This is a genomic window from Alkalihalophilus lindianensis (genome assembly GCF_032843265.1).
GTDB classification, from domain to species: domain Bacteria; phylum Bacillota; class Bacilli; order Bacillales; family Bacillaceae_D; genus Alkalihalophilus; species Alkalihalophilus lindianensis.
In genome coordinates, this window is record NZ_JAWJBA010000003.1 from 312,840 (window position 1) to 338,009 (window position 25,170).

A 25,170-nucleotide genomic window follows, 5' to 3' on the forward strand; every position below is an offset into this window, starting at 1 on the left:
TGAACCGGATGAAAATGATCAGTGAAATAGAGCAGGTAACAAAATTAGATGAAGGAGGAATAACTACTCCAAAAGGTTTTCAGGCAGTTGGGATTCATACAGGTGTCAAACGGAAAAGAAATGATCTTGGAGCCATTACAAGTGAGGTCCCTTGCAGTGCAGCTGCAGTTTATACGCTAAACAAAATGCAAGCTGCACCCTTGAAAGTGACACAGGATAGTATTGAAAAAGAAGGTAAAATTCAAGCTCTTGTTGTTAACAGTGGTAATGCCAATGCTTGTACGGGAAAAAAAGGATTAGCAGATGCATATGAAATGAGACGCTTATCTGCAGAGCATTTTGGGCTTGAAGAGCACCTAGTAGCAGTCACTTCTACTGGTGTAATTGGTGAATTTCTACAAATGGATAAAATATCTGAGGGGATTAAGCAGCTTTATCCACAAGCTACTGCTGAAGCAGCCTATGATTTTAATCAAGCCATTTTAACTACAGATACGATGCAAAAACATACATGTTATCAGACTGACGTGAACGGGAAAAAAGTAACAATTGGTGGAGTTGCAAAAGGTTCGGGGATGATTCATCCGAATATGGCTACCATGCTCTCTTTTGTAACGACTGACGCTGTGATAGAGCCAGATGTCTTACAAGGAGCACTCTCTCAAATAACGAATAAAACATTTAATCGAATTACAGTGGACGGGGATACCTCTACTAATGACATGGTAGTTGTCATGGCTTCAGGTCTTGCTGGTCACACTTCTCTAACACCAGAGCACCCAGAATGGGATTCCTTTTATCAAGCATTAGAAGAAACATGTGAGGATCTTTCAAAGCTGATTGCGCGTGATGGTGAAGGAGCTACGAAGTTAATTGAAGTGCAAGTCTCCGGTGCTAAAAATGATGAGGAGGCAGGGATGGTTGCCAAACAGATTGTCGGTTCCGACCTAGTGAAATCTGCAGTCTATGGAACAGATGCAAACTGGGGACGTATTATTTGTGCAATTGGCTATAGTGATTGTGATATTAATCCAGATGCGATTGATATTGCTATAGGTCCGATTCAAACATTGTCTCAAAGTAGCCCCGTTTCTTTTTCTGAGGAAGAAGCCACTGCATATATGAAAGACAGTGATACGGTAGTGATAGCAGTAGATCTACATGTAGGAGACGGTTTTGGAAAAGCTTGGGGATGTGATTTAACATATGAATACGTGCGAATAAATGCGGGTTATCGTACATGAGGGAGAGAGAAAAGATGAAAGAACTCATTGTCATTAAATGTGGGGGGAGTACCCTTGATCAACTCACTTCTTCTTTCTTTAGATCCATTATCGAAATGAAAAACAGTGGCAAGAACATCATAATTGTACATGGTGGGGGTCCTCATATTAATCAAGTTCTAGAGCAAATGAATGTAGAATCCACTTTCGTAAAAGGTCTAAGGAAGACAACAGAAGATGTACTAGAAGCTGTTGAAATGGTCTTATGCGGTAAAGTAAATAAAAAATTAGTGACTTCCATTCAACAAGTTGAGGGACTTGCGGTTGGATTATCAGGTTGTGATGGAAAGCTACTAACGGTTAGACCAGTAGATCAAGAGAACTTAGGTTTTGTTGGAGAGCCAACGGACATTAACACTACACTAATTGATTCTTTACTTGCTGAAGGGTTTATCCCAGTCATTGCGCCAATTGGAGTAAATGAAGAAGGGACTCATTATAACGTGAATGCAGATAGTGTTGCGGCGGCGATAGCCAATGCGTTTGGTGCTCATGAATTGGTTTTTGTAACGGATGTTGATGGAATTCTTCAAGATGATCACCTTCTTCCTAAGGCTTCTTGCGAGGAGATTGAACAATTAATTACAGATGGCACGATCTATGGTGGGATGATTCCAAAAGTAGTAGCTGCAATGAAAAGCTTAACTGGAAACGTTAAATCTGTTGTCATTATGAATGGTGAATCAGATCAATCTTTATATGACGGTGAATTAATAGGAACAAAAATCTTCAAGTCTGAAAATACTCAACATGTAGTGATGTAAAGGAGGAATTGTAATGAGCGCACTATTTCCTACATATGCAAGATGGGGAATTCATCCTGTTAAAGGTCAAGGTGCTGAGCTTGTCGATGCATCTGGAACTACTTATTTAGACTTTGTTGCAGGAATTGCTGTATGTAATCTTGGTCATTGCCATCCAAAAGTCAATCAAGCTCTGAAAGATCAAGTGGATAAATTGTGGCATGTATCTAATTTATTCGAGATAGAACAGCAAGAGAAAGTTGCAAAATGCTTAACTGACAATAGTGTAGCCGATTATGCATTTTTTTGTAACAGTGGGGCAGAGGCAAATGAGGCAGCTATTAAGCTAGCGAGGAAAGCGACTGGGAAACATAAAATTGTATCATTTCAGAAGAGTTTCCATGGTCGTACACTAGGCAGTATGTCTGCTACTGGTCAGGAAAAAGTGCATGAAGGATATGGCCCCTTATTACCTGAGTTTACTTACTTACCTTTTAATGATGAGGAAGCTCTTACAAAGACAATGTCAGAAGATGTCGCAGCAATTATGGTAGAAGTGATTCAAGGTGAAGGTGGCGTGGTGCCGATGACTCCATCATTTGCACGCCATATCAGATCGATTTGTGATAAGTATAATTGTTTACTAATTATAGATGAGGTGCAGACGGGGATTGGTCGCACAGGAACTCTTTTTGCTTATGAACAGTATGACTTAGTACCAGACATCATCACACTAGCTAAAGGACTCGGGAATGGCTTTCCAGTTGGGGCATTACTTGGTCAAGAATCGTTAGTTGATTACTTTCAACCTGGAAGTCATGGGTCAACATTCGGAGGAAATCCACTAGCAATGGCAGCTGTAAATGCTGTATTAGAAGAAGTAACAAATGATTCATTCTTACAATCGATAAAAGAAAAAGGGGAATGGTTAATTAAGCAACTAATTGAACTGAGCAACGAGTTAGATGAAATTGTAGAAGTTCGTGGCATAGGGTTAATGATTGGGATTGAGTGTAAACATGAAGTAGGCCCTATGATTGCATCCTTAAGAGAAAAACACTTACTCGTTCTCCAAGCAGGACCGAATGTGATGAGGTTGCTTCCTCCATTGATTGTTAAAGAAGAGCAGTTAAAGCAAGCTCTGCAACTAATCTCGAACGTATTAAAAGCTAATGCAACAGTGGTTAAGTAAAGAACTAATTGTGGTAACATGGTCTTTTTTTTAAAGTCTTAATGAATAAAAATACTAAATAAAGAATATAAATTCGTTTTGGGGTGGAGGGGTTTCATGAAAGGCTATATAGTACTTGAAACAGGAGAGATATTTGAAGGGGAACTGTTAGGAGATCAAAAGCAGGTACATGGAGAAATCGTCTTCTTTACAGGAATGACGGGCTATCAAGAAGTGATGACTGACCCGTCTTTTAAAGGGCAAATGGTCGTGTTTACGTATCCGTTAATAGGTAACTATGGAGTGAATCATCTGGATCATGAAAGTAAGCATTCGCAAGCTGCAGCTATCATTGTCCATCAATTAAGTAATCAAGGTTATCACTATGATGCAAACAATACTCTATCTGATTGTTGTAAAGAAAACGGAACACCACTTTTAACGGGGGTGGACACACGAGCGATTGTGAAACGAATTCGTGAAAAAGGTGACATGAGGGCGATTTTAACGACAGATTTAAAAGATGTTGATTTTACGATCATTCCTAACTTAGCCGATCAAGATGTTGTGGCAGAAGTATCTATACCGAAGAAAATAGAACTTGGATCAGGTGATCATCATATTGTCTTATTAGATTTTGGTTACAAAAAATCAATTGTCGATCAGCTTCTTGAACTTAAGTGCAAAGTGACAATCATGCCATATGATTCATCATTTGAAGAAATTGAGGAGATGAAACCAGATGGAGTGTTGTTATCTAATGGTCCAGGTAATCCGAAGAAATTAACTGATTTACTCCCAACGATTAAAAAGATTGCCATACGTTTTCCCACCCTTGGAATCTGTTTAGGGCATCAATTATTAGCTCTAGCATTTGGTGCGGATACGGAGAAGTTGCGTTTTGGACATAGAGGAGCTAATCAACCAGTAATAGATTGTGTGACAAATAAGGTCTATATGACCTCACAAAATCACAGTTATGTTGTAAAGCCACAATCATTAGAATATACCGGTTTCAAACCGAAATTCATCAATATAAATGACCAATCGATTGAAGGGTTACTTCATAAAGAGTTGCCAATTATCACACTTCAATTTCATCCAGAAGCACACCCTGGACCTAGTGATAGTGCGCATTATTTTACCGATTTTATAGAGATGGTAGAGAAGAAAGGGAGAGAGAAGACATATGCCTAAACAAGAACAACTTCATTCTGTGCTAGTCATTGGATCAGGTCCCATTGTGATCGGCCAGGCAGCAGAGTTTGATTATGCAGGCACGCAAGCATGTCTTGCACTTAAAGAAGAGGGGATCAAAGTAATCCTCGTTAATAATAATCCAGCAACCGTTATGACAGATGAGGCATGTGCTGATGTCGTTTATTTCGAACCATTGACTGTTAATAGCATTAAGCAAATTATCGACAAAGAAAAACCAGATGGTTTGTTAGCGACATTAGGAGGCCAAACGGGATTAAACTTGGCATTGGCTTTACATGATCAAGGCATTTTAGATGAGTATGATGTTGAATTACTGGGTACACCAATTGATTCTATTAAAAAAGGTGAAGATCGAGAAGCATTTCGAACATTAATGAATGAACTAAATGAGCCAGTTCCAGAAAGTGACATAGTCAATACAGTTGAAGGTGCAATTAGGTTTGCAGAGAAAGTAGGATACCCGATTATCGTTCGCCCTGCTTACACATTAGGGGGAGCTGGAGGGGGAATAGCAAGTGATGAACCAGAATTGTTACGAATTATTAAAGGTGGGTTAGCGCTAAGCCCAATTAACCAATGCCTGATCGAAAAGAGCATCGCTGGCTTTAAGGAAATTGAATATGAAGTGATGCGCGACGATAATGATACATGCATTACGATTTGTAACATGGAAAACATTGATCCTGTTGGCATACATACAGGAGATTCAATTGTTGTAGCTCCTTCGCAAACGTTAACAGACATAGAGTACCAAATGCTACGGTCAGTCTCAATAAAGATTATTCGTGCATTAGGAATAGTAGGCGGCTGTAACATTCAATTTGCGCTTGACCCTTATAGTAAAACGTACTATTTAATCGAGGTAAATCCACGTGTTAGTCGTTCATCAGCATTAGCTTCAAAAGCAACTGGATATCCAATTGCAAGAATGGCGGCTAAGCTTAGCATCGGATATCAATTACATGAATTAATTAATCCTGTGACTGGACACACGTATGCAAGCTTTGAGCCAGCCCTTGATTATGTAGTGGTGAAGTTCCCGCGTTGGCCTTTTGATAAGCTTGTCCATGCAGAGCGTCAGCTTGGAACACAAATGAAAGCAACAGGAGAGGTAATGGCAATTGAACGGAATCTTGAAGCTGGTATTCAAAAAGCTGTAAGATCGCTTGAAATTAAAGTAGAGGGATTAACATTACCGATCCTTAAAAAAATGACTGAATCGGAGCTATGGGAGCTGGTGATAAAGGCTGATGATCGTCGCTTTTTTGCCATTATGGAGCTATTAAGAAAAGGAATATCGATAAATGATGTCCACGAGGCGACTCAAATTAACCTCTTTTTCTTAAATGCTTTTCACAATTTAGTTGTCCTAGAAAATCAAATAAAAAATAACACCTTAAATTCTGTTACCAAAAATGAATTAAGCCTATATAAAACGAACGGTTTTCAAGATTATTGGATAGGAATGATGTGGGGGGTGTCTGAGTCAGCAATTAGACAAAAGAGAAAACTTTTCGGCATCGTCCCTCGTTATAAAATGGTCGATACCTGTGCTGGTGAATTTACGGCTTCGACTTCTTATTATTACTCAAGTTGGAGTGGGGAAGAAGATGTTGAACTGACAAAAGATAAGAAGAAAATCATCATTCTAGGCTCAGGACCTATTCGTATAGGTCAAGGTATAGAATTTGATTATTGCTCAGTTCATGGCGCACTAAGCCTTAATCGCTTAGGATATGAAGCGATTATTATCAATAATAATCCTGAAACGGTAAGTACCGATTATGCTACTGCAGATCGTTTATACTTTGAGCCTCTAACTGTAGAAGATGTATTAAATATTATCGACCTTGAACAACCAGAGGGTGTTGTCGTGGGACTAGGTGGCCAAACTGCCATCTCTTTAGTAGAAGGACTCGAAAAAGCAGGTGTGCATATATACGGCACAACCATTAAGACGATTGATCAGCTTGAGGATCGCGGGAAGTTTTATGAATTTATGAATGAAGTGAATGTTCCACATATCCCAGGAGTTACAGCAGAAAATAGCCAAGAAGCTATTCAGCAAGCGATTGATATTGGTTTTCCGGTTTTAATTAGACCTTCCTACGTCATCGGCGGGCAGGGGATGATGATTGCCACTTCCAAAGAAGAATTAGAAGAAATTCTTGCAGTTAATCATCATGATTTAGCGTATCCAATACTAATAGATGCTTATTATCCAGGGGTTGAATTAGAAGTTGATGTTTTAACAGATGGTGAAGACGTCTATATTGCCGGTTTATTTGAACAAGTTGAAAAAGCAGGTGTTCATTCTGGAGATAGTATTGCTGTGACACCTACCTATTCAATCTCAGATTCAACGAAAGAGTTGATCTTACAGTATACAAAGCAAATGGCTAATGGCATGAACTTACGTGGGATTTTCAATGTTCAATTTGTACATTATGAAGGAGCTTTATATGTGATTGAGATAAACCCGAGAGCCTCACGAACGGTTCCCATTCTCAGTAAAATTAACGGAGAACCATTAATTGAGTACACGATCGATCTCTTATTAGGGAAGACGTTAAAAGAGATTACCCAAAAAACCGGATTTGCTCCTACACCACCCTTTTATACGGTGAAGGCCCCTGTGTTTTCTTATCAAAAGCTCTCAGGTGTTGACCCAATCCTAGAGGCTGAAATGAAATCAACAGGTGAATTAATCAGTATAAGCTCTGACTTAAACGAGGCATTCAAAAAGACATTTGAAGCTTTAGAAGGTGGGTCTTCTTTTGTTGGGGCGAAGGGAACAATATTTATTGAAGTCGATGCGTCTTATCTTCAGCAATTTGAGAAATACAAACAAGTGCTTCTAGATGAGGGCTTTACAATCATTGAAGATGAGTTTGACCAGTGGATTCATTCAAATGAAGCTGCACTTCTCATAAGTCTACCAAAAGCAGGCTATAAAACAGGTATGGATAAACGTATTGAAGCCTTAAAACAACGTGTCGGTGTTATTACAGAGCTAACAACGTTAGATGTGATGTTAAGAGGAAATGAATCAACGTCTAGTCATTTGTTATCCATTGAGGAATGGAGAGCTAGAACGAGTGAGCTCGTACAATAAACAAGTAAAGGTAGTGTTGCAAGTGAGTGGTCAAATAGTATATAAAAAAACGAATCTTAAAGGAAGAGATTTTTTAACCTTATTAGATTATACTCCTGAAGAAGTGAATCAACTACTAGATGAAGCGATTCAACTAAAGAATGCGACAAAAGAACAGCCTATAAAGCCGATTCTCTCAGGAAAATCATTAGGAATGATCTTTGAAAATGCCTCAACGAGAACACGCGTCTCATTTGAGGTTGGAATGACCCAATTAGGAGGTCATGCTCTTTTCTTAAGCCCAAGAGATTTACAAATTGGCCGAGGTGAACCCGTACAGGATACCGCTAAAGTTTTATCGCGTTATGTAGATGCCATTATGATTAGAACCAATTCTCATGAAATGGTAGAAGAGATTGCTGAACACGCAGATGTTCCTGTTATCAATGCATTAACGGATGCCTTTCATCCATGTCAAGGGCTTGCTGATCTATTAACGATTAAAGAGCATAAGCCAGGAGCTCTTAAATTAAAATTAGCCTATGTTGGTGATGGGAATAACGTTGCCCATTCCCTTCTTGTTGCAGGAGCCAAGGTGGGTATGGATGTTTCTGTTGCCACTCCAAAAGGCTATGAAGTAGATCAAGAAATCTTTAAAAAGGCAAGTGAAGCAGCAAAGGAAACGGGAGCGATTTTAACTCAAACGACTGACCCTGTTGAAGCAGTAGAAGATGCAGATGTTATTTACACAGATGTATGGGCTAGTATGGGGTTTGAGGCAGAGCAATCAGAGCGAGTAAAAGCATTTCTCCCTTATCAAGTAAATGAAGCCTTAACGGCGCATGCTAAACCCGATTATTTATTCTTACATTGTTTACCTGCTCACCGCGGCGAGGAAGTCACGGCTGATGTAATTGACGGAGGTCATTCTGTAATTTATGATCAGGCAGAAAATCGACTTCATGCCCAAAAAGCCATTTTAACTTCAATACTTTCGTAAAAAAGTGAGCACCACTCATGATTCTTCTTAATCTGGAAACTCTAAGGGAGAAGGAGGGATCATTATGGGTCAAAACAAACAATTTGATCATGGTCAAAAAGCGCCTAACAATGGTATTTATGTTGAAATTGGTGAAACAGGCAGCATGGTTCAAAATCCAAAGTCAGTAAAGCTTGAAGCTGGGGACACATTTCCGGAAAACACAAACCACAATCGAAAGTGGACTCAAAAGCCCAAGCCATAATAAAAAAAGCAGCAAGTACGGACATATGTCTATACTTGCTGTTTTTTTGATAAAAAGAATATCATCATTTGTCTCATTCCGTTTTCTTTAACATATGCATAGGGTAATAAGAAAGTATCTTAAAGGAGAGGAGAGGTTGATAATATGTTATTAAATGAAACCTTCTTTAAAATTGAAAACCAGTGGAATCTCCTCTTTTTTCCTGAGAGACCAAATGGGTTTGCAGTGTTAATTATTGGAGAGCATCCAAAGAGTGTAGAAGCGGATACAAGTATTTGGCATCAACATCCTGAACGGTTTTCTTTTATACATTCTTTACTAAATGAAGGCTATACAGTCTTCACCTCTGAATTATTTGGTAAGCATTGGGGAAGTAGTCGTGCGGTTGATTATATGGAGCAGCTGTATCATTTAATTTATAAGCGTGCTCTTTTAAATAAAAAAGTTCATCTTATTGCAGAAGGAAGTGGAGCCCTTGTCACTCAAGCACTTCTTAAAAGAAGGCCCGAAGTCATTCGTTCTGCATTTTTTATTAATCCTTGCATGTATCTAGACGCATTTGCAAAGCAAGAAGAGCAGAACAAGCTTTATTATAAACGCTTCATACGCGAATTTTTGACGGCACATGGTTTATCACAAGACGAACTAGATCCTTCATTATTTAAAAGACAGCTTTCTTTAAATGAACCCAATGAATGCCCACCATTGCATATCATACATGATGTCACAAATAAACGGTATCCCTTTGAACAACATAGTCGACCTTTTACAAAGGAATGTGAAGATAATAACATTCCAATCACCCTCAGTTTACATGGAGGTAGTAAAAGCTATTCTTCGTTTATCCATCCGGCACTAAAGTTTTTTAAGAAAACTGAAATGAAACTGTAACTCCTCTTGCCCCTAGGTCAAGAGGGAAGATACATAGGAGGGATACAGATGGAACGTGTTTGTGTCACAGGTGCATTAGGTTTTATAGGATTTCATTTATGCAATCGACTGTTGAATGAAGGAATCGAAGTGATTGCTGTAGATCATTTACAAAAAGACCGTACACTAGAAGAGGAAGAAATGGAACTTAGAATGGGGAGGAATGCCCAATATCATTTGCATAAACTAACATTGGATTCACTTCATACTATAAATGATTTCAATAAGATCGATGCAATCTTTCATATAGCTGCAAATGATCAACAACTATTAAAAGAAACAACTGAATCAGAATTAGCTATGATCGAAAAAATGATAAAAAAGCTTCCTGCAAATACGAGGCTCATTTATGTATCCAGTACAGAGGTGTACGGAGATCAAGAAGGAGAAATATCAGAATCAGCTACTTTAAGACCAGACACACTATTAGGTAAGCATAAACAAAAAATGGAAAAGAGTATTGCTCAGTTTTCAATGGAACAGTCAGTTGTATGCTCGATCGTACGAATGCCAGTAGTGTATGGACCTTGGCAACCAGAACATGTAGAAAAGGTCGATTATAACAGGGCCATCTATATTTCAGATGCAGTAAATGGTCTTATGTTAGCGGCTATGAAAAAAAAGGGAAATGAGGTTTTTCACCTGCCTTCCTTTTTTGATATTGATTGTTCAGAGCAACGTCCACAATCTTTAGAAGGTTCTTTTTTATCGACATCTAAGTCAGAAAATCAATTAGGATATAAGCCACAAGTTCGGGTGAAGGAAGGGCTTGCCAAATATAACGAGCATGTGAAACAATGGCTAAAGCAATGTGAGTTTCAAAAAGGAAGTGGCTAAGATGGAATTATTTCGCTCATTTATGGGTATCATTATTTTTGCACTTTTTGCTTTGACTTCTTTTTTTATAGGTCAGATGCTATTCGGATTAACTGATGGCATAAGCGTGTTAATAGCGATTGTGATAGGGATTGGTGCTGAAGTGATTTACAGACGATTAAGTAATAAGAGGAACGATTAAAACAAAGACTCCTATTAAAAAGAGTCTTTTTTATTTTGTAATGTATGGTTAAAAAGAAGAAAAAAGAGGTTTGGCTTTATTTAGAAGAGGGTTTGCTTCTTTTTTTTTTACAACTATGACATAATAGAATGATATTAACTGAGAATAAATGATTCCTAGTGGGTTAAATCTTATTATTCGCATCTACTCATGACCCTAGACGAAAACTTGATAGAGAATAAAGCACCTTTTTATTCAACCTAATCGAGCATTAAAAGAGGTGAAAGTAGAATGCACAAAATGACTACATTATTCGTTCACGCCTTGTTATCAGGTGATCAGTTTGAAGCTTGGAGAATCGTCCAAATGTATCAACAACATAAGAATAGTAGCTTAGACTTGTATGAGGATCTAATTACTCAATCAATGAGAGAAATCGGTCATCTATGGGAAACGAATCAAATTACTGTAGCAGAAGAACACTTAGCGACATCTACTTGTAATTTTATCCTTGCTTATCATCATTCAAAACGAACGTCAAACATTCTCTATATGACAGAGCGACCCAAGGCGATGTTTTTATGTATTGAAGAAGAGCAGCATGACATTGGATTGAAGTTGACTTCTCATTTGTTTGAACAAAGTGGGTGGAGTACCAAGTTGTATGGAGCAAACCTTCCTTTAGATGCTTTATTGGATGCTGCTCATGAATGGAAGCCTGATATCATTGGTTTATCCATTTCGATTCCTTATCATTTAGTGAATCTTAAAAAGTACGTATCTCAATTAGAAAATATAGAACACCAGCCAACTGTGTTGGTAGGGGGGAGATTAGTAGAGCAATATGATTTATCTGCACATTGTTCAAACAAAACCCTACTTATAAAAGATATCAAGCAGCTAGAAGAGTGGCTACTAAATAATTCTGCTGGAGTGAAAGTGAATGTTCAACATTAAATATATACCTGTTCCATATCTTATTTTTGATCGTAGCCTTAAAGTCATTGAAACATCAGAGGATGCTGATAAACTATTCCCCCATTCATTAACGGTAGAAGATTTAATTGATGAAGGTAGTAGGAATAAATTCAAACATTTATTAGGGGGTAATGAACGACAAGAGTGTGAGCTAGTTTTAAAAACGGAAGAAGTCCCTATGGCTCTCTTCAATTGTTCCTTTCAATGGAGAGGCGATGCATGTCATATGGTCTGCATAAAAAAAAATAGTGACATTGAACGTCTTGAAGAGTTGGTTAAACAACATAGTAAACGTCTAGCTAATACAAACTTTGAGCTATTAGAGAATAAGGAAAGCTTAGAGAACTCGATCATGAAAATAAAACAACTCTCAGCTCCTTTTATTAAAATTTCCAAAACGACTGGTGTTGTGATGCTTTTTGGGGAATTAGATAAAAGCTTAATTGAAGTTAACCAAAACGTATTATCGGAAAGAGCGTTTAAAGGTGAGTATGAACAGATACTATTCGATTTTAACGGAATTGGAGAATTTGAAGAAGGTGGAATTGAGGCATTTTGTTATTTGCTTCAACGACTGCAAGTAATGGGTATTGATTCAAGTGTAATAGGATTAAAACCCAACCAAGCCTTTCACTTTAATAGACAAGGAAAAGAGCTTCAAGCATCTTTTAAGACTAACCTACATGACGTGATTCACACCTATTTAAGTTCATAAGAAGAAAAAGGATGGCTCTTTGCAGCCATCCTTTTTTGTTTGTTTTTTTACTTAAGATTGAGATTTATAAAATGAGTTTTCGTAGAATTTAATATTTGGATATTTGTCGATGGCTGTTCTCATTTGGAAGTCATTATCAAAGAGGGCGACCATTCGGCCATCACGGTCTGTAACGAGATTTCGTTGCATTTTTTTAAACGTATTCATCTCACTCTCTGGTCCATCCACCCATCGTGCAAAGGAATAAGGAAGACGCTCTAATTGGATATCTGCATGATATTCATTTTTTAGACGATGTTCTAACACTTCAAACTGCAGCACACCAACAACTCCGACAATTTGTTGTTCACTAAAACGATTGAATGTCTTAAATAATTGAATAGCGCCTTCTTCAGTTAATTGTTGGAGGCCCTTCTCAAATGACTTATGCTTTAGAGCTTCTTTTACAGAAATAGCCGAGAAATACTCTGGTGAGAAGTGTGGCATCTCATCAAATTCAAATTCTTGTCCTTCAACTAATGTATCACCAATTCTAAACGTACCTGGATCAAAAAGTCCGATAATATCACCAGCGTGAGCCTCATCAACTATACTTCTACTTTGGGCTAAAAATTGTGTAGGCTGAGATAGCTTTAAATTCTTACCAAGCCTTACGTGCTTTACTTGCATTCCTCGTTCGAATTTACCAGAAGTAATTCGTAGAAAAGCAACTCTGTCACGGTGAGCTGGATTCATATTAGCTTGAATTTTAAAGATAAATCCCGAAAAGTCTTTATGGGTAAGGGGGTCAATGATCCCCTTTGTACTTTCACGAGGTGTAGGCCATGGAGAAAGTTTGAGCATATGTTCAAGGAAAGTTTGAACACCGAAGCTCGAAATCGCACTACCAAAAAAGATTGGTGTTAACTCTCCATTTTTTACTTGATCAAGATCGAACTCATCTCCTGCGACATCTAAAAGCTCAAGTTCTTCTCTAAATTGAGCAACAAGGTCTTCGTCGTTTATTGCTTCATCTAGTTTAGGATCATCTGGTCCTGATAATTGAATGACATCAATATCTTTAGGGTTTTTAGGATTGTACAATTCAAGCTTCTTATTATGGCGGTCATATACACCAGTGAAGGATTGCCCCATACCTATCGGCCAACCCATTGGGTAAGAACGAATACCTAATAAGTCTTCTAATTCCTCCATCAATTCAAATGGATCTCGTCCTTGGCGGTCAAGTTTATTCATAAATGTAAAGATCGGAATTCCGCGCATTTTACATACTTTAAATAGTTTCTTTGTTTGAGCCTCGACCCCTTTAGCGGCATCAATTAACATGGTTGCAGAGTCAGCAGCCGTTAATGTTCGATACGTATCTTCACTAAAGTCCTCATGTCCAGGTGTGTCTAATATATTTACATGATATCCGTCATACAAAAACTCAAGTACGGAGCTTGTAACAGAAATACCACGTTGTTTCTCAATTTCCATCCAGTCACTCATAGCGTGTTTACTATTTTTGCGTCCCTTTACTGTTCCAGCTTCGCGGATAGCACCACCAAATAAAAGCAATTTTTCAGTAAGAGTTGTTTTACCAGCATCCGGATGGGAGATGATCGCAAATGTCCGTCTCGATTGTACGGCTTGGTTTTCGTTCATATTGAATTCCTCGTTTCTTCAAATCAGTATCATTTCATTATACCAGTCTTATGGAGGGGATTCATCCATTAAAAAGAGTTGTATGAGCCAATAATGTTTGATCCTACTTAATAACTATTTATTTTCCAGGCTGAAATAAGAGAGTATCTTACAATTTGATTACAAAACGAAAGATATAACAAGTTTGGCAGGTGTTTATAATAAAAATAACGAATACTAACTTGTCCAAACCAATTAGGTTAAACTAGGACTTTTATAACGTATCTTTAAACGAAGCAGAAAAAAATCTCTGAATGTTTTATACTATTTTATAGTGGGGATTTATCAGGAGAGTGCCAACATGCATATTCAACGATTGCTTATTTTAATATTATTACCATTATTTATGTTTGTTATGGGTTGTTCAAGTGAAGCAAGCGAACCAACTTTAGACGGTGTGGGATTATTAATTGAAGATACAATTGATGATCAAGGGTGGAACAGCAAAGGGTATCAAGGTCTATTAAACATTCACTCTTCTTTGGATGTGCATGTAGACTTTAGAGAAGAAGTAAATTCAAGATACGATGTTATTTCAGCAACCAACGCTTTTATTGATCAAGATATTAATTTGATCTTTGGTCACGGACATATTTTTGCTGAGTATTTTTCGGAGATAAGTGAGGACTATCCAAGTATTCACTTTGTTAGTTTTAATGGTGAGGTGAATGGCGACAATGTGACGAACCTAGAGTTTGATAGTTATGCGATGGGTTTTTTTGCTGGTATGGTTGGGGCAGCTAGTACGCAATCAAATCATATCGCGGCTATAGCTGCATTTCCATGGCAACCTGAGTTAGAAGGTTTCAAAAATGGTGCTATACATATGGACCCAAATGTTGACGTCACAATTAAATATGTAGAAGATTGGACCGATGTAGAGAAGGCTTTAGATTACTTTGATCAATTAAAGCAAGAAGGAATTGATGTTTATTACCCAGCAGGGGATGGATTTCATGTGGAGGTCATTGAGCAAGTAAAGCATGAAGGGCTTTATGCTATTGGATATGTAGGGGATCAATCTGATCTAGGAGAAGCAACGGTTTTAACGAGTACAGTCCAGCATGTTGATCAACTGTATGAACTGGTAGCTCAACAATTTAAGGCAGGTGCCCTGCAGCCCGGAAATCATACATTTGATTTTTCAGATGGCGTGATCTCTTTAGGAAGTTTTAGCCCTCAAGTCCCGACTGATCTCAAAGAAGATATTGAAGAGGCTATAGATGCATATATCCGAAACGGTACCCTTCCAAATGAAGAGTAAACGCGTCCTCCTTGCTTTCCTTATCTACTCATAGTAAATTTAAAGGTGAGTCTAAGAATGAAGAGGTGGAATAATGAATAATCAAGAACAAAATATGAAATTTATGCAAATCGCAATGAAGCATTTACCAGAAGGAAAAAAAATCTTAGATGATAAAGGGATCGAGCTAAATATGGACGATCTTCAACCGATGCTTGAACTACTGTTAAACGTTATGTCTGAAGCATATGAACTTGGAAAAGAAGAGAGTATGGAAAATAAATCATAAATCTAAATAAATGAAGAGGCTCGCCTGAATGACTAAGGTTTGAGCCTCTTTCTATGAAAAGGAGAGAGACTATTGACAAAAGAAGAAAAGCTACAAGCATTTGCTGATAAAATGAAGGAAGGATTTAAACTCGTTTCTGAAAAGAGAAATGAGGAGGCTATTGAAACGCTGAAGCCATTTGTAGAGTTGATGAAAAAAAGTGGTGGAGAGCATATTCGTTTGTATGTTCATTATAGTCTAGCTCAAATTCGCACGGGTGATTTTAAAGGCTTTTTAGAAACGTATGAAGCAGTTAAGACTATGAAAGCCAAAACAGAAGAAGAAGAGAGATTAAAAGAACAATTAGACGGTTTTTTTACTGAGCTTATGGAACAGCTCGGGAATGCTTCAGGACAATCGGAGTGAGGACACGCTCAAAAAGAGACTACCTTCCATAGGATGTAGAGAATCTATGTGAAGGAGTTGGGATGGATGAACTATCAGCCTTACCAGCCATATCAACAAATGGCCCGTTCAGGTCATGGGCATCATCATGATCAGCGCTATTTCCCTTTTATCCCGTTTTTGGGCGGATTAGCGATTGGTGGCTTGTTGTTTAATAATTATGGTCGACCACCCGTTTATTATAGCCCGAATTATGGACCTAATTTTGGCCCGAATTATGGTCCTGGTTTCGGCCCGAGTTATGGACCTAGCTACGGACCTAATTATGGTCCAAATTTCGGTTCGAATTTTGGACCTGTATACTACTATCGTTAAAAACAAAAAGAAAGCGACAACCGTTATGCGTTGTCGCTTTCTTTTTGTTCATCATTTTCGATATTTTTTGAGGGTGGGGCTGACGTATCTGTTTGTTTTTGTTGTTGAGTGAAAAACGTAGTGATGACCCCCATGAATGGAGCAAGTTTTTCTAATGTTGGTGCAACTGTTTGAACAAGTGTTAAAATTTGTTCTAATTGAGTAGGTGGTGCCTTTATCTCCTCTTTTTTTGGAGCGGGCTTAGGGGGTGCTCCAAACATGAGTTGGGAAAAAAGATCTGTTTGTGGTTCTTCACGATTTTTGTCGCTCATATTGATCCTCCTTACTACAAAACCAAGTTGACTCTTTATTAGTGTATGGGCCAAACCCCTTTTTTGTGTTCAAATAATCGCCCGTTTTAAAGTGGGACGGAACAATTACATCTAGACAGATATATATTGATAAGATAAAATTAGTAGTAGGTACTAATAATAACTCGTAAATAATTGAATTTTTAAATAAAGGGGGATTCAATGCATGGTGAGAGCTGGGATTTATGGTATGGGGAGCTATATTGGAAATCAACTAGTGACAAATGCAGATTTTGAAAAGAAACTTGATACTTCTGATGAGTGGATTAAAACTCGTACAGGAATTGAAGAGCGTCGCTTCGCTACAGATGATATTGATACTTCAGATATGGCTTTTGAGTCGGCACAAAAAGCTTTAGAGCATGCAGGAGTTTCAGCAGAGGAGATCGACTTAATTTTAGTCGCTACAGTGACACCAGATATGGCATTCCCAACAGTCTCTTCTTTAATCCAAGAGCGTCTTGGTGCTAAAAAAGCAGCTGCTATGGATATAAGTGCTGCGTGTGCTGGTTTTATTTATGGATTGGCAACGGGGCAGCAATTTATTGAAACAGGAGCATATAAGCATGTGCTCGTTATCGGGGTTGAGAAACTATCTAAAGTAACGAATTTCTCTGATCGTAATACGGCTGTCCTTTTTGGAGATGGTGCAGGGGCCGCTGTTTTAGGACCGGTTTCAGAAGGTAAAGGGCTTCTAGCTTTTGAACTTGGAGCTGATGGTGCTGGTGCAATGCATATCAATAAAAAAGGTGATTTCTTAGAAATGAATGGCCGTGAAGTGTTTAAATTTGCCGTAAGACAAATGGGAGAATCTTCTCTTTCAGTCCTACAAAAAGCTGGCTTAACGAAGGAAGATGTTGATTTCCTCGTTCCTCACCAAGCAAATATCCGTATTATGGAAGCTGCTCGTGAACGTTTAGAGCTTCCTATAGAAAAGATGTCAAAGACCGTACATAAATACGGTAACACTTCCTCAGCTTCTATCCCGATGGCTATGGTAGATGAGTTGAACAGTGGTAAAATTAAAGATGGAGATATTCTAGTCCTTGTAGGTTTTGGTGCAGGATTAGTATGGGGATCGGTTGCCCTACGTTGGGGACGTTAATAGTATAAAATAGAATTAGTTAAAGAAAAGGAGAGAATCGTTGTGGAAAAAAGACGTGTCGTAGTTACAGGTATTGGTGCAGTAACACCACTTGGATTAAGTGCAGAAACAACTTGGGAAAGAGCGATTCAAGGAGAGTCCGGCATTGGTTTATTAACTCGTGTGAACGCTGAGGAATTTCCGATGAAAGTAGCAGCAGAAGTAAAGGATTTTGATCCTAGTGAATTTGTGGATAAAAAAGAAGCTAGAAAGATGGATCGCTTCACTCAATTTGCAGTTGCTGCCTCTCTTATGGCTTTAAAAGATGCTAATCTTGAAGTGACTGAGGATATTGCAAATCGTGTAGGTGTATGGATTGGATCTGGGATAGGTGGAATGGAGACTTTTGAACAGCAATTCCGTACGTTTATTGAAAAAGGACACAGACGAGTTAGTCCATTCTTTGTGCCGATGTTAATTCCTGATATGGCTTCAGGGCAAGTATCGATTATCACAGGAGCAAAAGGCATTAACTCATGCTCGGTTACAGCTTGTGCCTCAGGAACGAATTCAATTGGTGATGCCTTTAAAGTTATTCAGCGCGGTGATGCCGATGTTATGATCACAGGTGGGGCAGAGGCTCCAATTACGAATATGTCAGTAGCAGGTTTCTGTGCTGCTAAAGCTGTGACGACAACTGATAATCCTGAAAATGCTTCACGTCCATTTGACGCAAATCGTGATGGTTTTGTAATGGGTGAAGGAGCTGGGATTTTAATTCTTGAGAGTCTTGAATCAGCTGAAAAGCGTGGTGCTACGATCTATGCTGAAATCGTTGGTTACGGTGCAACTGGTGATGCTCACCATGTGACTGCTCCTGCACCTGAAGGAGAAGGCGGAGCTCGTGCGATGAAACAAGCCATCGAGGATGCAGGATTAACTCCTGAAGATATTGATTACATGAATGCACATGGAACAAGCACCCCTTACAATGATAAGTTTGAAACAATGGCTGTAAAGACCGTTTTTGGTGAGCATGCAACTAAGCTTGCTATTAGTTCTACAAAATCTATGACGGGTCACTTACTTGGTGCTGCAGGAGCGATAGAATCAATCTTTTCTGTCAAAGCCATTAAAGAAGGGGTTATCCCTCCAACGACAAATTATGAAACCCCTGATCCTGAATGTGATTTAGATTATGTACCGAATGAAGCGAGACACCAACAAGTTCGAGCTGTATTAAATAACTCACTAGGGTTTGGTGGACATAACGCTACTCTAGTATTTAAACAATATTAGAGAAGTGAAAAGCTCATTGCCGCTATAGGCAATGAGCTTTTTTTACAAGTTTTTCCCGTCTTCATCTTCTGTTTGTGAGTCATTTGCAAATCCTTCTGAAGTGTTAGAGAAAAATGAATTTATTGCTTCACGATTCTTTTCGAAATCAAGCTCTAAAACGGATCCCGCATGACTGTAGTATTCATCATAATATCCATCTTGAACAGGAATACGTAATGTATCGATATCATCTACTGGGTTCAACAAAAAATCACGACCAAGACTAAGTAATCTAGTTGTTTTGATATTCGTATCTAAATACGGTTCAATTGAACCGATCAGACGAGGAACGCGAGTGATACCGGAAACCGATAATACTTCATCTTTGATATGAGAGATCATTTCTTGTTGACGTTGAACACGCCCAAAATCATTATTAGCATCGCTTCTAAACCTCACGTAATTTAATGCTTCCTTACCATCAAGTTTTTGAAGGCCTGGTTTGAAATTTATCTCTGTACTCCCTGAAGAGTAATACATTGGATCTTTAACATCAACTTCTATGCCACTTGGGGCAACTGTATCAACTACTTCCACAAATCCATCAAAATTCACCATCGCATAATAGTGCAGGTCTAAACCGAAATTATGTTCTATGGTTTCACGCAACAAATCAGGTCCGCCTAGAAAGAAGGAAGCATTAATTTTATTATCACGATAACCTGGAATTTCTACATACGTATCACGCATGATAGAAGCTAATTTAGCATCACCATTTTTAGGGTCATATTGAGCAACCATAATTGTATCTGTTCTTGCTGGTTCATCATCAGCAGTATCCACGCCGATTAAGAGTACATTAATTGGTTCATTATTTTCAGGTTCTTTGGATTGGAATTCTTGTTCTTCCCTATTTTCCGTAGTTGTATTTGTGTTTTCAGATAAATTTTGATTTGCATTACTTTTACCCATTTCATATTGAAGTACAGCGAATGCAGCGGTCGAAAGAAATAGGAAAGAGAAAAGTAAAAGGAAAGAGACAAATAATTTCTTTCGCTTTCGAGGTCTGCGTTTACGTCGCACTGATCGTTTCGTTCGTGTGTCCACCAAAAGTCCTCCTATCTAACAATAAAGAGCAATTAAATCATTCTCTATTCTCTGATTGTTTTCATGCCCTTCATTATATCAGATTGTATTTGTATCGCTGTGGAAATTTATCGAAATTTGTGGAAAACCGTCATTAATCCTAGTTATATTTACTTTACAGATTGGGATTATTTTCGTGTGTGGTTTCTTTGGATTCGTAAATAATAATGAATGAGACTAAATAATGATAGAAAAGTTAGACAATGCTGAAAAGTATTACTTTAATCTGGAGATAAAAAAGAAAGATGATTGTCTTGGTTACAAGTGTAGAACGTAGTATTATTATTGCTTGAGGGGATTCAAAACATAAGATGAAATATTGGGGAATTCTTTCTCGATAGGATGTAGGAGGATTAGTCATGAATGTGCAAGACCTATATAATCAAAAACAAACTGCAACTTCCTTGGAAGCGGTATCAGTTATTGAACCACGTGAAGATATCATTGTACCGTTAGCGGTAGGCGAGCCACCAGCATTGATGAAGGCTTTGGCTGACCATGATGGATTGGAAGGGAATCGACTGTTTCAAATGTTGTCTCTTCATCCAGTCTTATCGTTAGACCCATCTAAAGTTAAAATTATTTCGATGTTCTTAAATAAAGATGAACGAAGAGCGTTTTACGATCATGAAGTAGATCTTTTACCTAATCATTTTTCAGACCTACCAGAAATTTTGAAAGAGGCGACAAATGACCAAGTCATTATGGCTACAGTATCGCCAATGGATGAAGAAGGCTATTTTAGCTTAGGAACAAATTGTGATTATGTTGCGCCCTTATTAAAGGAGGCAAAACGTATTATTTTAGAAGTGAATGAAAATATGCCGAGGACGTATGGTCTAAATCGTATTCATATATCGCAAGTAGATGCCTTATATGAACATCACGTTGAGTTGCCAGCGACACCTGAAATTCCTCTTCGTCCTGAAGATGAAATCATCGGGAAAACCGTAGCTGATCTTATTCAAAATGGAGACACTTTGCAAATCGGATTTGGAGCGATTCCAAATGCGATCATGAATTTCCTAAAAGATCATCGAGATCTCACCATTTTTACAGAAATGATTCCAGATAAAGTAGTGGATTTATTTGAAAGTGGAGCAGTTTCTAATATGTCTAATCCACTACATAAAGGAAGTATGACAGCGACTTTTGCTTTTGGCACAAAAAGATTATATGACTTTATGGACCAAAACAAACAGGTGCAAATGTATCCAGTGGACGAGACAAATGACAGCCGTTTAATTTCAACGATTCCTCAACTCGTTACAATTAATGCCACGATTGAAGTTGATTTTCTAGGGCAATGTAATTCTGAATCCATTAGCGGAAGGTATTATTCTTCGACGGGTGGTCAAGGAGATTTTGGTATAGGTGCTCGAATGGCTAACGGAGGGAAAGGTATTATTTGCCTCCATTCAACGACTAAAGGTGGGACGATATCAAAAATAGTCCCAACTCTTGCAAAAGGTTCAGTCGTCTCAACTTCAAAAAATGATGTTGATTATATTGTCACTGAATATGGGGTTGCCAGATTACGTGGAAAAACAATACGTGAGCGTGCACAAGCGCTCATCAATATTGCACATCCTAACTTTAGAGATGAATTAATAACACAAGCCAAAGAGATGGGTTATTTATAAAAAAATAGAAGCTAGCCGTAGCATTAATGGCTAGCTTCTATTTTATTTACTTCTTTTAAAACCCATTCGACAGCTTCATTTTTTGTTAAGAGACTCTCTTCGATTTGTTTACTCTCAAGCGACAATAGAAGCTCCCGAAACGAAGGTCCTGGCTTTAAACCAAGCTCAATGAGGTCATGGCCTGTTAATAAAGGAGTAAGCTCACGGCGCTTCTTTAAATAAAGCTGAAGCGTTGCTTGATGTGGGTAGAGCGGATCTAAGCTAATAAATTCTAACACATCATCTTTTATACCGTGTAAGAGTTCGTGCCAGTCATTTAAACGATTAGTGGAGTCTAATTGTAAGGCTCGAAAGCTTTTAAGACCTTCTACATATGATTTTGATTTAGCAGTGGTTATGAATGAAGTGATGAGCGTTTCCCAACTTGATAAAGGAAGACAAAGAGCTAAAATGACTTCGAAAACATCTACATTAGGTTTGGTCAGAAGGTTTTCTACATGCTTCCAAGAGGATTTCCTTGGTTGGTGACCAAAGAGTGTATTCCATACATTTAGATCTTCTAACATTTTATATGGAGTCAGGTCTGCTGCTTCCTCATGAATTAAGAATAATTCATGGAGTAATCTTGTTTGGCTTAACTGACCAAGGGGAGTGGCGGCTTCTTTTGCTAACCTTGCTGTCTCCTTATCCAGATTGTAACCAAACCTAGTAGCAAAACGAACAGCACGAAATATTCGAGTCGGATCTTCAACAAAACTCATAGGATGTAGGATTCTAATTTTTTTGGCTTTAAGATCTTTAAGTCCTTGGTAATCATCTAACAGTTCTCCAAAAGAATGTTCTGATATGGATAGAGCCATTGCATTGATCGTAAAGTCTCGCCTTGTTAAATCTTCATGAATATTTGAAGCTTTCACAGTAGGAAGTGCAGCTGATTCCTCATAATACTCCGTTCGACAGGTGACGATGTCAATTTTTAAATGATTCTCAGTAGTCCAAGTTGCGGTACCGAAAGTTTCATGAGGATTGACTTCTCCTCCATATGTAGCTGCAAGAGTTTGAGCAAATCCAATACCATCTCCTTCAATGACGACATCAACATCTTCATTTGGACGCTCCAAAAATAAATCTCTTACAAATCCCCCAACTAAATATGCTTTAACTCCAAAACGATCTGCTTCTTTTCCAATCAATGAAAGCAATTGATATTGTTCGCTGTCAAGAGTGCCTTTCAGTTTTTCAATCAAGTCTGACTTGGAGTCTTTAAGGTTATTCTTCTGTAAGTGACTAATGATGTTTGATCTTGAAACAATTCCTACTACTTTATCATCTCCCATAATAGGGATACGACCAATGTTGTGAGTCATCATGTCCCGTTGGATTTCTTCCATTGTTGCTGTATGTGGAAGAGTGATAATATCTCGTGTCATATAGCCTTTGATGGGAGCATGTCCATAGCGATGGTGCATAGCTTTGTCTACATCTCGTCTAGAAATGATTCCAACGAGTTGGCTATCCTCATTTAATACCGGAAATCCTGTATGTCCAAAACGAATCATCGCTTCTTTGGCATCAGAGATTTTCTCATCTTCACGGATCGTTTTCACTGGTGAACTCATAATATCTTCCGCTAATACAGCCTTTTCGATAATAGTAGCTAACTGCTTTCGCACGGTTGCTACCGATTCCTCAAGTGTGGCATTTTTTAACATAGCAGAGGCTGCTTGTGTATGCCCACCGCCTCCTAAATTTTTGATGAAGTTTTGAAAGTTTATACGTGAGGAACTAGCACGACATACGATATGTACATGTTTACCCATTTTCACGATGACAATGATGCCATCTGCTGCCGAAGATGTATCAAGTAATTTTTCAGTTAAACTTGATAAGCCATTTTGAAAACGATCTTGCTCGTAGGAAGCAATAATAATATGTAGTCCATCTAGATAATGAGTGGTTTGAGATTTAAATAAGGTGTTAAATAATTGTTGCTCCCCTTCAGTTAATACAGGTGTTACAAAGCGATTGACTATTTCAATATCTAAGCCGTTTTTCATTAAAAATGCAGCAGCTTCAAAATCCCTTGAAGTCGTGGAATGAAACGTGAAATTTCCTGTATCTGAATACAAGCCTAATCCAAATAAATTAACCTCATCTTTTGTTAGTGAAAGGTTCTTATTAATAAGATGCTCTATTAATAGAGTAACAGTTGCACCTACTTCTTCAATTTGATGGTTGGTTTGATAGGTGAAAGGAGGGTGGTGATCATAAATTTTAATAGGAACGTCGTCAATAAGCTCATCAGTAGGTATCCCTGTACGACTAATTGAAGCCACATCGACTAAGATTAACGTAGTAACAGTATCCCAATGAACATCTTGATAGGAAGAAAACTGAAAAAGGTCTCGATAAATAGCCATATATGGTGTTACACTGCGGTCGAGCTTATCTGAAATCGCTAGAATGGCATCAGGGTATAGCTTTTTAGCGGCTATCATCGATGCAATGCCATCAAAATCAATATTTTGATGTGAAAGAATAACCTTCATGTCCATGCTCACTCCCTAGTTTTTCCTTATTGTATCAAACTTTTTCGATTAGAGACATAGAGCGAGCGATTACACACAAAAAAAGAGAGGCACTTATAGCCTCTCTTCAATCAATAGCCCTTTTTCATAAATCGGAACTTTGTCATACGGATTACTGTGTGAACGGGCAGCTTCTTTATCCCGCAAAATGAATTGATATTGTTCTAAAATCTGCTTCATAAAATCAGATATAACTTCTGATTTTAAACAATCATTCGAATCCTTTAGCTGATTAAATCTATGCTCATTGAAAGTTAATAAATAATCTTCGTTTTCAACTATACCATTTAATTCTAAACTTTCTGCAAATTCATCATAAACTTGATGAAGACGCGCAGTATATTGATCACATGTAAGTTGATCTGAATGTTTTAAAGTGAGAATAAGCTGATTATAGCTTTTAATGAATTTAATAAAGAGTTCTTTTACTTCGTTTACTTGTGGTTCATTTTCAGGTTCATCCTCAATGGATTTAGGTTGTTTTTGAATCAATGAGGAGGTTTGGGATCTTAGTTGTTTTTCATAGTAATAATCAAAACTACTAAGGTGGTTTTCAGTTGAGTGTTTTGTTGGATTCTTAGTTGGTTCTATTTTTTCTACTGGAGTAATAGGGTTGACTCCACTTGAATTAGACATTTTATTGACAAAGCTTGTATGAATTCGATTTGCTCGAAGTGAACTCACTTTAGATAATCGGCTCATGCGAAACACCACCTTATCTGTTTCTT

At 38.0% G+C, this 25,170-nt stretch carries 24 protein-coding genes; 19 read left to right on the top strand and 5 right to left on the bottom strand.

Features of this window, described 5'->3' with window-relative positions; all coding sequences use genetic code 11:
* Window positions 1–8: 8 nt before the first annotated feature.
* From argJ to RYX56_RS11645, 12 genes are all read left to right on the top strand, one after another.
* The gene (argJ, locus tag RYX56_RS11590; RefSeq protein ID WP_317122210.1) at window positions 9–1,244 is read left to right on the top strand and encodes a bifunctional ornithine acetyltransferase/N-acetylglutamate synthase; all 1,236 of its coding nucleotides are present in this window, start codon (window positions 9–11) and stop codon (window positions 1,242–1,244) included.
* Window positions 1,245–1,258: 14 nt separating this feature from the next.
* Window positions 1,259–2,047, top strand: coding sequence for an acetylglutamate kinase (gene argB / locus RYX56_RS11595; RefSeq protein ID WP_317122211.1), 789 nt, complete (start codon window positions 1,259–1,261; stop codon window positions 2,045–2,047).
* A gap of 13 nt (window positions 2,048–2,060) precedes the next feature.
* Window positions 2,061–3,218 carry an acetylornithine transaminase gene (gene argD, locus RYX56_RS11600; protein WP_317122212.1) on the top strand — a complete coding sequence of 386 codons (1,158 nt, stop codon included), beginning with the start codon at window positions 2,061–2,063 and terminating at the stop codon, window positions 3,216–3,218.
* A gap of 96 nt (window positions 3,219–3,314) precedes the next feature.
* A complete protein-coding gene (locus RYX56_RS11605) occupies window positions 3,315–4,394 on the top strand; it encodes a carbamoyl phosphate synthase small subunit (protein ID WP_317122213.1) in 1,080 nt (359 codons plus the stop codon).
* Entirely contained in the window at window positions 4,387–7,533 is a 3,147-nt protein-coding gene (carB, locus tag RYX56_RS11610) for a carbamoyl-phosphate synthase (glutamine-hydrolyzing) large subunit (protein WP_317122214.1), read from the top strand. Before RYX56_RS11605 ends, carB begins: the two co-directional genes overlap by 8 nt.
* The gene (argF, locus tag RYX56_RS11615) at window positions 7,463–8,512 is read left to right on the top strand and encodes an ornithine carbamoyltransferase (protein WP_439108486.1); all 1,050 of its coding nucleotides are present in this window, start codon (window positions 7,463–7,465) and stop codon (window positions 8,510–8,512) included. Before carB ends, argF begins: the two co-directional genes overlap by 71 nt.
* A 64-nt stretch (window positions 8,513–8,576) precedes the next feature.
* Window positions 8,577–8,756 carry a YjzC family protein gene (locus RYX56_RS11620; RefSeq protein WP_317122215.1) on the top strand — a complete coding sequence of 60 codons (180 nt, stop codon included), beginning with the start codon at window positions 8,577–8,579 and terminating at the stop codon, window positions 8,754–8,756.
* A 144-nt stretch (window positions 8,757–8,900) separates the two neighbouring features.
* On the top strand, window positions 8,901–9,647 hold the full coding sequence (locus RYX56_RS11625; protein WP_317122216.1) for an alpha/beta fold hydrolase: 747 nt from the start codon (window positions 8,901–8,903) through the stop codon (window positions 9,645–9,647).
* A 48-nt stretch (window positions 9,648–9,695) separates the two neighbouring features.
* On the top strand, window positions 9,696–10,523 hold the full coding sequence (locus RYX56_RS11630) for an NAD-dependent epimerase/dehydratase family protein (RefSeq protein ID WP_317122217.1): 828 nt from the start codon (window positions 9,696–9,698) through the stop codon (window positions 10,521–10,523).
* 1 nt (window position 10,524) lies between these two features.
* Window positions 10,525–10,704, top strand: a complete 180-nt coding sequence (locus RYX56_RS11635) for a hypothetical protein (RefSeq protein ID WP_317122218.1) — start codon at window positions 10,525–10,527, stop codon at window positions 10,702–10,704.
* 270 nt (window positions 10,705–10,974) lie between these two features.
* On the top strand, window positions 10,975–11,640 hold the full coding sequence (locus RYX56_RS11640) for a cobalamin B12-binding domain-containing protein (protein WP_317122219.1): 666 nt from the start codon (window positions 10,975–10,977) through the stop codon (window positions 11,638–11,640).
* On the top strand, window positions 11,627–12,376 hold the full coding sequence (locus RYX56_RS11645; RefSeq protein ID WP_317122220.1) for an STAS domain-containing protein: 750 nt from the start codon (window positions 11,627–11,629) through the stop codon (window positions 12,374–12,376). The genes RYX56_RS11640 and RYX56_RS11645 overlap by 14 nt, the downstream gene beginning before the upstream one ends.
* Before the next feature lie 51 nt (window positions 12,377–12,427).
* Here the strand turns inward: RYX56_RS11645 and RYX56_RS11650 are convergent, their stop codons facing one another.
* Entirely contained in the window at window positions 12,428–14,023 is a 1,596-nt protein-coding gene (locus RYX56_RS11650; protein ID WP_317122221.1) for a peptide chain release factor 3, read from the bottom strand.
* Between the two features lie 340 nt (window positions 14,024–14,363).
* Here RYX56_RS11650 and RYX56_RS11655 point away from each other — a divergent pair, with 340 nt between their 5' ends.
* The 4 genes from RYX56_RS11655 to RYX56_RS11670 all read left to right on the top strand — a co-directional run bounded on the left by RYX56_RS11655 (window position 14,364) and on the right by RYX56_RS11670 (window position 16,353).
* Window positions 14,364–15,326 carry a BMP family ABC transporter substrate-binding protein gene (locus RYX56_RS11655; protein WP_317122222.1) on the top strand — a complete coding sequence of 321 codons (963 nt, stop codon included), beginning with the start codon at window positions 14,364–14,366 and terminating at the stop codon, window positions 15,324–15,326.
* A 73-nt stretch (window positions 15,327–15,399) separates the two neighbouring features.
* On the top strand, window positions 15,400–15,594 hold the full coding sequence (locus RYX56_RS11660) for a ComZ family protein (RefSeq protein ID WP_317122223.1): 195 nt from the start codon (window positions 15,400–15,402) through the stop codon (window positions 15,592–15,594).
* 72 nt (window positions 15,595–15,666) lie between these two features.
* Window positions 15,667–15,999, top strand: a complete 333-nt coding sequence (locus RYX56_RS11665) for a hypothetical protein (protein WP_317122224.1) — start codon at window positions 15,667–15,669, stop codon at window positions 15,997–15,999.
* Between the two features lie 66 nt (window positions 16,000–16,065).
* On the top strand, window positions 16,066–16,353 hold the full coding sequence (locus RYX56_RS11670) for a penicillin-binding protein (RefSeq protein WP_317122225.1): 288 nt from the start codon (window positions 16,066–16,068) through the stop codon (window positions 16,351–16,353).
* A gap of 23 nt (window positions 16,354–16,376) precedes the next feature.
* On the opposite strand, the gene RYX56_RS11675 is transcribed toward RYX56_RS11670, so the two are convergent.
* Window positions 16,377–16,664 (bottom strand): hypothetical protein, encoded by a 288-nt coding sequence (locus RYX56_RS11675; protein ID WP_317122226.1) that lies wholly within the window; start codon window positions 16,662–16,664, stop codon window positions 16,377–16,379.
* A gap of 208 nt (window positions 16,665–16,872) precedes the next feature.
* Here RYX56_RS11675 and RYX56_RS11680 point away from each other — a divergent pair, with 208 nt between their 5' ends.
* Both RYX56_RS11680 and fabF read left to right on the top strand, forming a co-directional pair.
* Entirely contained in the window at window positions 16,873–17,808 is a 936-nt protein-coding gene (locus tag RYX56_RS11680; protein ID WP_317122387.1) for a beta-ketoacyl-ACP synthase III, read from the top strand.
* 42 nt (window positions 17,809–17,850) lie between these two features.
* Window positions 17,851–19,086 (top strand): beta-ketoacyl-ACP synthase II, encoded by a 1,236-nt coding sequence (gene fabF / locus RYX56_RS11685; protein WP_317122227.1) that lies wholly within the window; start codon window positions 17,851–17,853, stop codon window positions 19,084–19,086.
* Between the two features lie 42 nt (window positions 19,087–19,128).
* Here the strand turns inward: fabF and RYX56_RS11690 are convergent, their stop codons facing one another.
* A complete protein-coding gene (locus tag RYX56_RS11690; protein WP_317122228.1) occupies window positions 19,129–20,172 on the bottom strand; it encodes an LCP family protein in 1,044 nt (347 codons plus the stop codon).
* Between the two features lie 398 nt (window positions 20,173–20,570).
* Here RYX56_RS11690 and RYX56_RS11695 point away from each other — a divergent pair, with 398 nt between their 5' ends.
* Entirely contained in the window at window positions 20,571–21,854 is a 1,284-nt protein-coding gene (locus RYX56_RS11695) for an acetyl-CoA hydrolase/transferase family protein (RefSeq protein ID WP_317122229.1), read from the top strand.
* Between the two features lie 23 nt (window positions 21,855–21,877).
* Here RYX56_RS11695 and RYX56_RS11700 read toward each other — a convergent pair whose 3' ends face one another.
* Together RYX56_RS11700 and RYX56_RS11705 are read right to left on the bottom strand one after the other, a co-directional pair.
* Window positions 21,878–24,403 carry a CBS domain-containing protein gene (locus RYX56_RS11700; protein ID WP_317122230.1) on the bottom strand — a complete coding sequence of 842 codons (2,526 nt, stop codon included), beginning with the start codon at window positions 24,401–24,403 and terminating at the stop codon, window positions 21,878–21,880.
* Between the two features lie 93 nt (window positions 24,404–24,496).
* Complete coding sequence (locus RYX56_RS11705; protein WP_317122231.1) at window positions 24,497–25,144, bottom strand: hypothetical protein; 648 nt, start codon at window positions 25,142–25,144, stop codon at window positions 24,497–24,499.
* Window positions 25,145–25,170 lie beyond the last annotated feature (26 nt).

Bases quoted from the DNA above. Each gene is read 5' to 3' on its own strand.
- argJ (WP_317122210.1), top strand. From the start codon at position 9: ATGAAAATGATCAGTGAAATAGAGCAGGTAACAAAATTAGATGAAGGA.
- argB (WP_317122211.1), top strand. From the start codon at position 1,259: ATGAAAGAACTCATTGTCATTAAATGTGGGGGGAGTACCCTTGATCAA.
- argD (WP_317122212.1), top strand. From the start codon at position 2,061: ATGAGCGCACTATTTCCTACATATGCAAGATGGGGAATTCATCCTGTT.
- RYX56_RS11605 (WP_317122213.1), top strand. From the start codon at position 3,315: ATGAAAGGCTATATAGTACTTGAAACAGGAGAGATATTTGAAGGGGAA.
- carB (WP_317122214.1), top strand. From the start codon at position 4,387: ATGCCTAAACAAGAACAACTTCATTCTGTGCTAGTCATTGGATCAGGT.
- argF (WP_439108486.1), top strand. From the start codon at position 7,463: ATGAATCAACGTCTAGTCATTTGTTATCCATTGAGGAATGGAGAGCTA.
- RYX56_RS11620 (WP_317122215.1), top strand. From the start codon at position 8,577: ATGGGTCAAAACAAACAATTTGATCATGGTCAAAAAGCGCCTAACAAT.
- RYX56_RS11625 (WP_317122216.1), top strand. From the start codon at position 8,901: ATGTTATTAAATGAAACCTTCTTTAAAATTGAAAACCAGTGGAATCTC.
- RYX56_RS11630 (WP_317122217.1), top strand. From the start codon at position 9,696: ATGGAACGTGTTTGTGTCACAGGTGCATTAGGTTTTATAGGATTTCAT.
- RYX56_RS11635 (WP_317122218.1), top strand. From the start codon at position 10,525: ATGGAATTATTTCGCTCATTTATGGGTATCATTATTTTTGCACTTTTT.
- RYX56_RS11640 (WP_317122219.1), top strand. From the start codon at position 10,975: ATGCACAAAATGACTACATTATTCGTTCACGCCTTGTTATCAGGTGAT.
- RYX56_RS11645 (WP_317122220.1), top strand. From the start codon at position 11,627: ATGTTCAACATTAAATATATACCTGTTCCATATCTTATTTTTGATCGT.
- RYX56_RS11650 (WP_317122221.1), bottom strand. From the start codon at position 14,023: ATGAACGAAAACCAAGCCGTACAATCGAGACGGACATTTGCGATCATC.
- RYX56_RS11655 (WP_317122222.1), top strand. From the start codon at position 14,364: ATGCATATTCAACGATTGCTTATTTTAATATTATTACCATTATTTATG.
- RYX56_RS11660 (WP_317122223.1), top strand. From the start codon at position 15,400: ATGAATAATCAAGAACAAAATATGAAATTTATGCAAATCGCAATGAAG.
- RYX56_RS11670 (WP_317122225.1), top strand. From the start codon at position 16,066: ATGAACTATCAGCCTTACCAGCCATATCAACAAATGGCCCGTTCAGGT.
- RYX56_RS11675 (WP_317122226.1), bottom strand. From the start codon at position 16,664: ATGAGCGACAAAAATCGTGAAGAACCACAAACAGATCTTTTTTCCCAA.
- RYX56_RS11695 (WP_317122229.1), top strand. From the start codon at position 20,571: ATGAATGTGCAAGACCTATATAATCAAAAACAAACTGCAACTTCCTTG.
- RYX56_RS11700 (WP_317122230.1), bottom strand. From the start codon at position 24,403: ATGAAGGTTATTCTTTCACATCAAAATATTGATTTTGATGGCATTGCA.
- RYX56_RS11705 (WP_317122231.1), bottom strand. From the start codon at position 25,144: ATGAGCCGATTATCTAAAGTGAGTTCACTTCGAGCAAATCGAATTCAT.